This is a genomic window from Candidatus Woesearchaeota archaeon, from assembly GCA_003694805.1.
Taxonomy (GTDB): domain Archaea; phylum Nanobdellota; class Nanobdellia; order Woesearchaeales; family J110; genus J110.
The window spans coordinates 1-8,563 of record RFJU01000059.1 but is presented as its reverse complement, the minus strand read 5'-3'; the positions used below and the strand labels follow the sequence as shown (position 1 = coordinate 8,563).

The 8,563-nt window shown below is 49.5% G+C and carries 6 protein-coding genes and 1 tRNA gene; 1 reads left to right on the top strand and 6 read right to left on the bottom strand.

Annotated features, from left to right (window positions below; translation table 11 throughout):
• From D6783_02395 to D6783_02370, 6 genes are all read right to left on the bottom strand, one after another.
• A partial coding sequence (locus tag D6783_02395; protein RME53319.1) for a DNA-directed RNA polymerase subunit A'' occupies window positions 1-836 on the bottom strand: 836 nt, incomplete at its 3' end.
• Entirely contained in the window at window positions 833-3,409 is a 2,577-nt protein-coding gene (locus tag D6783_02390; protein ID RME53318.1) for a DNA-directed RNA polymerase subunit A', read from the bottom strand. The genes D6783_02390 and D6783_02395, both read right to left, overlap by 4 nt.
• Window positions 3,410-3,421: 12 nt before the next feature.
• Window positions 3,422-5,224 (bottom strand): DNA-directed RNA polymerase subunit B, encoded by a 1,803-nt coding sequence (gene rpoB, locus D6783_02385; GenBank protein ID RME53317.1) that lies wholly within the window; start codon window positions 5,222-5,224, stop codon window positions 3,422-3,424.
• Between the two features lie 2 nt (window positions 5,225-5,226).
• Window positions 5,227-6,717, bottom strand: a complete 1,491-nt coding sequence (locus tag D6783_02380; GenBank protein RME53316.1) for a DNA-directed RNA polymerase subunit B'' — start codon at window positions 6,715-6,717, stop codon at window positions 5,227-5,229.
• Complete coding sequence (locus D6783_02375) at window positions 6,710-6,958, bottom strand: DNA-directed RNA polymerase subunit H (GenBank protein ID RME53320.1); 249 nt, start codon at window positions 6,956-6,958, stop codon at window positions 6,710-6,712. Before D6783_02375 ends, D6783_02380 begins: the two co-directional genes overlap by 8 nt.
• Window positions 6,959-7,152: 194 nt before the next feature.
• Window positions 7,153-7,263 (bottom strand) — tRNA-Asp (locus D6783_02370).
• A gap of 144 nt (window positions 7,264-7,407) precedes the next feature.
• Here D6783_02370 and D6783_02365 point away from each other — a divergent pair.
• On the top strand, window positions 7,408-8,406 hold the full coding sequence (locus D6783_02365; protein RME53315.1) for an MYG1 family protein: 999 nt from the start codon (window positions 7,408-7,410) through the stop codon (window positions 8,404-8,406).
• Window positions 8,407-8,563 lie beyond the last annotated feature (157 nt).

Here is an 8,563-nt window from a genome sequence, read left to right as displayed (position 1 = left end):
TTGATGATGGTCTGCCTAGCAGCCTCAATTCCCAGCAACTTCTGCACTTCGTAGAGGTTGTTGCTTTTCGTCCTCGTCATATCAATTCCTTCAATCTTAAGAAGTTCCTTGAGGTTGCTCCCTGCAGTAACGATGAGGTACTCACTCCCCCGCTTTACCGGAAGCACCTGCTTGACCCCCTTCACACCATTAATGTAGACATCCTTAATTTTCTCACGCAAATGATATATTTGCTTGAGCGGCTCTTCCTTCGATGTTGACGTGATAGAAAGCACATCCCCCTCTACTGCAACTTCAAACGTCTTCAATGTTTTTCGAAGAACTGATGCAATCCTTGCAGAAGTCATCTCGCGCTGAGCCATCTTTTCCTTGTCTAACACCACCGTCATCTTCGGCTCAAGAACATCAATTTCAATCTCTTTTACGTACTCTTTAAGCCTGGTTTCTTTAATCATCTCAGCAATCTGCCTCACCGATTTCTTCTCCAAAAGCTCCTTTTTCAAGTAAATCTCCATAATCTCTGTCTTAATCGTCTTCCTCCCGTCCAAAATCTCAATCAAACGAGGCAATCCAGTGGTGACATTCATTTCAGAAACGCCTGCGAAGTGGAACGTGTTCAACGTCATCTGCGTACCCGGCTCGCCAATGGACTCTGCTGTTACCAAACCCACCGACTCTCCAGGATCAACCACGGAAGACAAGTATTCCGCGTAGACTGCTTCCAAAAACTTTTTTATCATGGCCTCGCTAGCACCCTTAGGAACTAGCTCCTTTGCTTCAGCCAGAATACTAGGCGGGAGCTTGCCCTCGTACGCCTTAAACAACGCTTCGCTCATTTGAACACCTCGTTCTTGATGGCCTCTACATTAATCTTTCCTTTCTCAGAACGAGAAACATCAATGCCGTCCTCCCCATACGTGAACTGAATTATTTTACCAGACGCGTCCCTTACTGAAAAGTCGTAGTCAACCTTGAAATCTTGCAACGCGTTGGCAAGGCGCCTGTACAAATAACCAGACTTGGGTGTTCGCAACGCGGTATCCATAAGGCTGTCCCTGCCAGTCATTGCCATAAAGAACATCTCATGAGGCTTGAGCCCTTCTTTGAACCCGTGCCGTATGAACCCCCTCGCGTCTGCCTTCAAATCACCCCTTCGAAAACAAGAAAGCGTCCTGTCAGCGTACCCCTTATCAATCCTGCCACCACGCAAAGCCTGCTGGCCGACACAAGCAGCCATTTGAGAAAGATTAATCAAATTGCCTCTTGCACCAGAACGCACCATCATCATCGTATTCGACGACTGATTAGTCCGCTCAGCAACTAAAACTCCGACAACGTTTCGCGCCTGATTCAGACGCTCTAAAATGCGCAGTTCAAGCGTTTCCTTCAACGTCCTTCCAGGAAGAACCTCCAACGTCCCCTCCTCAAACTGCCTAATCATCTTCTCAACATCCTCTTCGGCTTCATTAAGAACCCTGCGAATCTCTTTGTGCGTCTCCTCGGAAAGATCAAGATCCGACAACCGAATCGTAAACCCGTAATGATGAATAACCTCCGTCCCGAGCTTATAAATCATGGCGAGGAGGGAAACCATCCTTTCAGGCCCGTACTTTTTATGAAGCGTCCTCAAAAGCAAGCCAGACCCGACGCCCAAGTTTCGCTTGTCCAAAACCCCGGAGAGAAGCTTGCCCTGCTTAATAATCACCTGCTCTTCTTTTTCCCGCTTTCTTCCTGTAAACTCAAAATCTTTCGGGAGGACGCAAGAAAACACTTCCTTGCCAGAAACAAACTCCTTGCTCGGCAACCTTGAAAAATCCTCAATGCCAACGGCGGAGAGCAAGTCCACCGCTTCGTGGCGCGGAATTTTTTCCAAATATTTTGTCAAAATATAGTTTCCTGAAATCGCGTCCTGGATGCACCCGATAATGCTCAGCCCGTAACGTGGACTGATAATTTGCGTCTGCACCTCCATTAACACCTCAGCCTCGACCATTGCCTCTTCCGTCTGAGGAATGTGCAGGTTCATCTCATCCCCGTCAAAGTCCGCATTGTACGGGGCACACACTGCAGGGTTGAGGCGCAACGTCAAGCCAGGAAGCACTCTCACCCTATGGCACATCATTGACATGCGATGCAAGCTGGGTTGACGGTTAAAGATCGCAATGTCTCCATCCATCAAATGCCGCTCAACAACATATCCCGGCTGAATCTCCTCTAAGAGCTGCTCTTTTGTCTCATCAGTAATTCTCTTACGCCGGCCGTCAGGCCTTACAATATAGTTCGCTCCGGGGTACTCTTTCGGGCCGCGCTCTACAAACTTTTTCAAATACTCACCATTCCACTCAGTAACTCTGCGAGGAACCGTCAGCTTCATTGCAATCATGAGAGGAACACCAACTTCATTGATGTTCAACGACGGATCAGGACTAATCACCGTCCTCGCAGAAAAATTCGTCCGTTTTCCCGCAAGATTATGCCTAATCCGGCCTTCCTTCGATTTTATTCTTGACGCTATCGTCTTCAGCGGCTGACCCGACCTGTGCCGAGCAGGAGGAAGCTGCGCCACTTCATTATCAAAAAAGGTTGTAACATGGTATTGGAGCAAATCCCACAAGTCCTCAATGATTATTTCAGGAGCCCCAGCATTGATGTTCTCGAACAAGCGCTGATTAATCCGAACAATATCGCCCAGCTTGTGCGTCAAATCATCTTCAGACCGCTCACCAAACTCGGTGGTGATAGACGGCCGCATCGTCACAGGAGGAATGGGCAAAACGGTCAAGACTGCCCATTCTGGACGCATAGATGAAGGATTAATACCGAACACGGCCAGGTCATCATCAGGAATCTTCTCAAGCCGCGCCCTAATCTCAATTGGTGAGAGACGCTTCTCATCCTCCAAGAACGTTGTCGGCTTGTCGAGGGAAATCTTGAACTGCTTAGCATTGCAATGCGGACACTTGCTTACCGTTTTGAGCGTGGTTATAATCTCCTTTACGGCCTTGCGCCGCTCCTCAGCACCCCACTCTTCCAACACTTTATCCAAATACTTGCCGTAAGACGTGATCTTATCCTGAGGAATTAGGATCTTGCCACACTCCCTGCAAGAACACCGAAGCAGATCAAGGATCAACCCCGCAAAATTAATATGAATAACCGGCCTTGCCAACTCAATATACCCAAAATGCCCCAAACTTTCCTTGAGCTTGAGCCCATCAGTCTTGCACGTCAATCCGGGATCAATAACCCCCAAGCGAATATCCATCAAACCCCCGTCGACAGGGTATCCTTCTTTGTCATACAACTCAGGCGTTACAATCTTGGCCACCGCCATCTCCTTAATCATCTTAGGAGAGAGCAGCGTGAATTGAATGGCCTTAATCTTCTTTGAAATCGCTTTTGGAATCATCCTTGCAACACCTCAAAACTTATCCTCCAGTATCAGTTTTGGCAAAACACACAACGACTTGATCTCATCAAGCAAGAGCTTGAAGGCATAACTCATCTCAACCCAGTCAAGCTCAGCATCCTCACCATAAATCGGCGAGATCAGCTTGTTCTTTCTCTTATCATAATACCCCATCATGCCCGACTTCAAGCAAACAGGAACAGCGACCTTGTCGGCATCAAAACGCTCCTTGAGAAGCAGCGCCGCGCCGTGCGCAACGAACGTATCCTTCTCCATCTCGCCCATGCGCAAACCGCCTTCCTTCGTCCTTCCTTCCGTTGGCTGCCTCGTCAACAACTCAATAGGACCCAGCGCGCGAGAGTGAATCTTGTTCGCAACCATGTGCTTGAGCCGCAAATAAAACATGTTACCAACGAAAATCCTAACAGGGTACTCCTCCCCTGTCACCCCGTCGTACAACACTTCAGAACCGTCTTCTCGAAAGCCAAGCCTGGCAAGCTCCTCCCTCAACGCCTTCTCCGGTTCGGATGAGAACGTCGTTCCGTCAACGTATCGCCCCGCAAGAGCGCCTGTCTTTCCACCGAGAAGCTCAATCAAGTGAGAAACCGTCATACGATTAGGAATCCCGTGAGGGCTGAACAAGATATCCGGATGCATCCCTGTTGCCGTGAACGGCATATCCTGCTCTGGCACAATCAGGCTAATAACCCCTTTTTGTCCGTGACGAGACGTGAACTTATCTCCAATCTCAGGGATGCGCTGGTTGCGAAGACGAACCTGCACCATCTTATTTCCCTGCTCGTTCTCAGTGAGGCACACAAAGTCAACAATACCCTGCTCTCCGTGACGCATAGCAAGGGATGACTCGCGCCTCGAGCTCGTCGTCAAGTTATACTCATCAAGACTGGACAAAAACCTCGGGGGCGAAGTCTTCCCAATCACGACGTCGCCCTCCTTCACGTTCGCCTCGGGAAAGACAATCCCGTCCTCTTCAAGGAAGCGATAGTCGTGCTCGGTGCGATATCCTTTCACATCTTTGTCAGGAACAGAAATCTGATCAATCAACCCTCCAGAATACCGCATCTCCTCCGTCACCATGGGACGATAATACGTGCTCCTCCCAAGTCCTCTGTCAATAGCGCCCTGGCTAACAACGATGGCATCCTCCATATTGTATCCTCGATACCCCATAATTGCCACCGTCACGTTCTGGCCGGTAGGGTGCTTTTGATATTCAATCACGTCATGCAAAATAGTGCTTACAATCGGGACTTGAGGATAATGCAAAATACTGACATCCATATCCATGCGAATAGGAAAGTTTGCAGCATAAAAACCAACGCCCTGTTTTTGATTCTTTGCGCCCTGCGACAAGCGAACCCCTTGGTTGTGATGGCCGTATGGGACAAGCGAGGCGGCAATGCCAAGAATATCAACAGCACTAATCTCCAAATGCGTATGCTCAGGAGTCAAGTCCTCTTTTTCCAACGCGACGAGCGCATCCTCCTCTTCAGACGCGTCCAAATACTCAATAACCCCTTGCTTCACTAAATCAGACCAGAGCAATTCACCTTTTTGTAACTGCTGAATATGACGCTCATTCAACAACGGCTTCCCGTCAACAACAACAACGAGCGGCCGCGTGACGCGCCCTTTTGCCGTTTCAATAAAAACCTGATCCAACTTTGCGTCAAAACGAACGTTAAGCTGAATATCCAGCTTACCCGCGCGTCGATCCTGACGAACTTGCTGTGCAAACTCAAGCCCGTTCTTCACCGTTCCAACAAATTTGTTGTCCAAAAAAACGTCAGCCATTTTCACCCCTTCAAAACCTCTAATCCAGATTTTTTTAGATGCTCCAGCACCTCTGACTCGTCAATCTTGTGCGTGCCATGCGCCAACATCGCCAAGTTCTTGCGCAAACCAATGTTTGTCCCCTCAGGCGTCTCTGATGGGCAGAGCCTCCCAAGATGCGTGCTGTGCAAACTCCTCGCTTCAAAATTCTCCTGAGAAGCAGAAAGAGGGCTTACAACCCTCTGCAAATGCGAGAGCATCTGCAAGAAATTCAAGCGCTCAATACGCTGAGAAATGCCTTTCCTGCCACCAACCCAATTTCCCGTGGCCATTGCAGAGTAAACCTTCTGCGTCAAGAGCTTTTCACGAATAATCACCTTTATAGACGGGAACTTTCCGCGCTTCACAATCCTCTGGAAATTGTAGAGCAAATCACCAATTAAAATCTTCAAATTCACCCTGAACAAATCAGCAAGCAAGTCCCCTGGAAGCTTCAAGCGCTTGTTCATGTAATGGTCTTTGTCATCGGGAGGAACCTCGCCGTTCGCAACCAAAATGAACTTTTTGAGCATCTTGCAAAGGTTGTGCGCCTTTAGCAACCGCGACTCGCTCGTCATCCCGATATGCGGCAGCAAGTACTTGTCAACAATCTCTTGCACCCGTTCGAGACGAATGTCGCGCGACTGCGTAATGCCCATCTTCCTCGCAATAAAGTCAAGAGCATCCTCCCGAGACTTAATATCCACAAAGTCGTAAAGGTTGATCAACACTTCAGACTGATTCTCAAGACCCACCGCCTTCATAATCTCTTCATCCTTCAAGAGCCCCAAGGCTTTGACAGCAACTACCACAGGAATCCGCTTCACCCGAGTGAAGGTAAGGTAAAAAATACCGTCTTTGAGTTTTTCAATTTGGTGAGGGATCTTATACGAACCGCTCTCGCTAAACACCTTGCCGACAAAAGGAGACGTTCCTGTTGAAGCCTTCTCCACCATGAATTTATTTGACGCCAAGTCCTCTATGTTAACAATGATGCGCTCCGTTCCATTAATGATGAAATACCCGCCCGGATCATCAGGATCCTCCCCGACTGCCGCGAGCTCTTCCCGAGACTTCCCATGCAAATGGCAGAACTTCGACTTCAACATGATCGGAATATTCCCTATCTGCGCAGTGAACGACTCCCTCTGCACCCCGTTGATGTACGCCGAAACCTCAAGCTGAACAGGAGCGGCGTAACTGATCCTGCGCATCCTCGCCTCAACAGGATACACAGCCCTCGTTGAACCATCTGCTTCGGTGATTTCCGGCTTTGACACAATAATCCTGTCCAGGCGAATTTTAAACTCATCAACATTGCTAGGAATAATTGCGGGTTCGATGTCTTTGTTTTCATTAACGATGTTTTGCAACTCTTCCTCAATCAAGTGATTAAAAGAATCCAAACTCGCTTTGATAAACGAATTTTCTTTAAAATACTCCTGAATCACAATCTTCGACGCATCATCAACCATCAATAACACCCCTATAAAACACGGACTCGCCAGCCGTTAAACTCTTCCTTCGAATACGAATTACATCGCCCTCTTTACAATCAAGATGAGCAATCGCGGGATCCGAACGCAAGATCTTCGGCAAGTCATGAACGGTAATGTTATGCTCCTCCAACACCTTCTTCTTTTCAGCCTCAGAAATTTTTTCATGCTTCGGAACGAGGACGTGCTCCTCAACACGGAACGCTTCTTCTTTTACCATTCTTCCCATCACCTTCTTGAGCAGGATGAGCCGGACGGGACTTTCCCACGCTCCAACAAAGCGTCATTTGAACCCGCGACCACTCGGTTTCTGACAAGGCAACCCCTCCCAGAAGGGGCTCCTCGTTAAAAGCCGAGTGCTCTAGTGCCCTGCAACGGATGCATCCAGGCTGAGCTACCGGCTCATGCACGCCCTGGCCGGGATTCGAACCCGGGTCGAAGCCTTTCAACGACATTGACACGCCAGCATACGCCCGAGCACATCACCGTCTCGACAGGGCTTCATGCTAGGCCAGACTACACCACCAGGGCAACTACGAAGGCAACAAAACGGCACAACACTCTCTAACATTCAACCAGTTAGAGAATACTTACTTGTGCCCATGCCCCCTACGCTGCGCTCGACGATGCATCCTAGGTGGCAGCGGAAATTGAGGCCCTTTAAAAAGCTTGCGGTTTTTTATTGAGGAGGGAACCCGGCAGGCAAAACAAGAAACAAATCAGAGACAAAAACATATAAACCCCCGCCAGACAACACAAGCCCGATCAGCCAAACCCGCCTACACACACCAAAACATGCATATCGCAACCCATGATGGACCCTTCCACGCAGACGAAACCTTAGCCATAGCAACGCTCAAACTCCTCCACCCTGACTGCACCATCACGAGAACACGAAACCCAGCCGTCTACAACCAAGCAAACGTGCGCATAGACGTTGGCGGCGCGTACAACCCACAAACAGGCGACTTCGACCACCACCAACGCGGCGGTGCAGGCGCCAGAACAAACGGCATCCCCTATGCTTCAGCCGGACTGATCTGGAAACACTTCGGGCACCAACTTACAACCAAGGAAGAACATGAACGCGTAGACCTCCGCCTCTTTTGCCCTATTGACGCAGGAGACAACGGCGTCTCCCTCTGCCAACCAACACGACAAGACATCCTCCCCTATGAACTGTTCAAGGCCATTGAAACCCTCGTGCCGCCATGGACAACCAGCACACCAGAACAACTAGACGCTGCATTCCACCAAGCCGTCTTTTTCATGCAAACCCTCCTCAAAGCAGAACTAGCCCACGCAAAGAGCTACATCGCGTCACGCGCCATCGTGCTCACAGCACTCAAAAACCAGCCAGGACCGATCCTTGTCCTCCCGGAACCCTGCGAGTGGGAAGACTGGGTCATCCAACATCCCGAGAAACTCTTCGTCATCAAACCAAACAAAGACAAAACAGCCTGGTTCATCAGGGCGGTGCCCAAAAAACAGTACTGTTTCGAGAACCGCAAAGACTTCCCACTCTCTTGGGCGGGCCTGAGCGGGAAGGCATTGGAAAAAGCAAGCGGCGTCAAAGGAGCAACCTTCTGCCACAACAACCGCTTTCTCGCTGTCGCGACGACAAAGGAAGCAGCACGCCAACTTGCAGAAAAAGCACTCCACAACTGACTACGCAATCGACTAAAAAGAAAAAAGAACTCCCCCCTCCCAGACTCGAACCGGGGACCTCTCGGTTACGGCTGGGTGCGCATCATCCAAACCCGAACACGGACCGGGAACACGTCAGGCACCGTCTACAGCCGAGCGCTCTAGCCAACTGAGCTAA